The following is a 1,436-nucleotide window of genomic DNA, read 5'->3' on the forward strand; positions in this document are numbered from 1 at the left end:
ACTTCTACCGGAGCACCCGCCGCTTTGGCTTTGGCACTCGGGTTCCATGACTTTATAAACGGCACTGCGGTAAAAGCAGCTCCTACCCCACCAACGGCGACCGTTGACCAGGTAAGAAATCTGCGGCGACCGGTATCAACTGGCGCATTGCTCATCCAAAAACTCTCCCATGTGGACTCCGCACATTCTTATTGTGTCCCTGTTCCCCTTTCTTCCGTGACAACAGCGGCGGAAGCGGAGTTACAATTGTCACAGAAAAACCGAGGGAATTTTAAAGAAAAGATAACAACTTGACAAGAAAGAGAAGCGAAGGGCAAAAACAATAAATACACAAATATTTGTCTTTTGTGACGTGGTGTTAGCATTGGCGTAAATAATATTACCAATAAAAAAAGCCTGGCACATGGCCAGGCTTTTTTGACACTCGTGAGAGTGCGTACCAAAAGCGAATTAACGCTTGGAGTACTGCGGACGCTTACGAGCTTTGTGCAGACCGACTTTCTTACGCTCAACCTTACGGGCATCGCGAGTAACAAAGCCTGCTTTACGCAGTTCGGCACGCAGGGTCTCATCGTACTGCATCAGAGCACGAGTGATACCGTGGCGGATTGCACCAGCTTGACCGGAGATGCCGCCACCGTTAACGGTGATGTACAGATCCAGTTTTTCGGTCATCTCAACCAGTTCCAGCGGCTGACGAACTACCATGCGGGCAGTCGGACGGCCGAAGTACTGCTCCAGGGAGCGTTGGTTGATGATGATTTTACCGCTACCCGCTTTGATAAACACGCGAGCAGTGGAGCTTTTGCGACGGCCGGTACCGTAGTATTGATTTTCTGCCATGTTGCCAGTTCCCGATTAGATATCCAGTACTTGAGGTTGCTGAGCAGCATGAGCATGCTCGGCGCCTGCGTAAACTTTCAGTTTACGGAACATGGCACGGCCCAGAGGACCCTTCGGCAGCATACCTTTGACAGCAGCTTCGATTACCATTTCCGGTTTACGCTTGATCAGCTTGTCGAAGCTGATTGACTTGATACCACCCGGGAAACCGGAGTGAGCATGGTACATTTTGTCGGTAAATTTCTTACCGGTTACGTGTACCTTCTCAGCATTTACAACGATGATGTAATCACCGGTGTCAACGTGCGGAGTGTACTCAGCTTTGTGCTTACCACGCAGACGAGAAGCGATCTCGGTTGCGATACGACCCAGAGTTTTACCTTCTGCGTCCACAATGTACCAGTCACGTTTTACGGTTTCTGGCTTGGCAACGAAAGTTTTCATTAAGTTAAACCCAATTACCTGTTACAGACCCAATTGCTTATGGGGGCTCTCCCACAAACAACAAACGATGGCCTACCTGTACCCCTTCGAATACAAGTAAAGCTTAAAGTGTTGCTGCCTTATCGACAGCTGTAACGTGGGCCGGGCGA

General features: G+C 49.7%; 3 protein-coding genes. All 3 read right to left on the bottom strand.

Annotated features, from left to right (window positions below; all coding sequences use genetic code 11):
- Nucleotides 1-155: ubiquinol-cytochrome c reductase iron-sulfur subunit N-terminal domain-containing protein (locus BN1129_RS22900; protein ID WP_280136048.1), on the bottom strand; the 155-nt coding region annotated here is incomplete at its 3' end.
- Nucleotides 156-450: 295 nt separating this feature from the next.
- Nucleotides 451-843, bottom strand: a complete 393-nt coding sequence (gene rpsI / locus BN1129_RS20515; RefSeq protein WP_042019610.1) for a 30S ribosomal protein S9 — start codon at nucleotides 841-843, stop codon at nucleotides 451-453.
- Nucleotides 844-858: 15 nt separating this feature from the next.
- Nucleotides 859-1,287, bottom strand: a complete 429-nt coding sequence (gene rplM, locus BN1129_RS20520) for a 50S ribosomal protein L13 (RefSeq protein ID WP_042039071.1) — start codon at nucleotides 1,285-1,287, stop codon at nucleotides 859-861.
- Nucleotides 1,288-1,436: the final 149 nt, after the last annotated feature.

The organism is Aeromonas popoffii (assembly GCF_000820025.1).
GTDB classification, from domain to species: Bacteria; Pseudomonadota; Gammaproteobacteria; order Enterobacterales; family Aeromonadaceae; genus Aeromonas; species Aeromonas popoffii.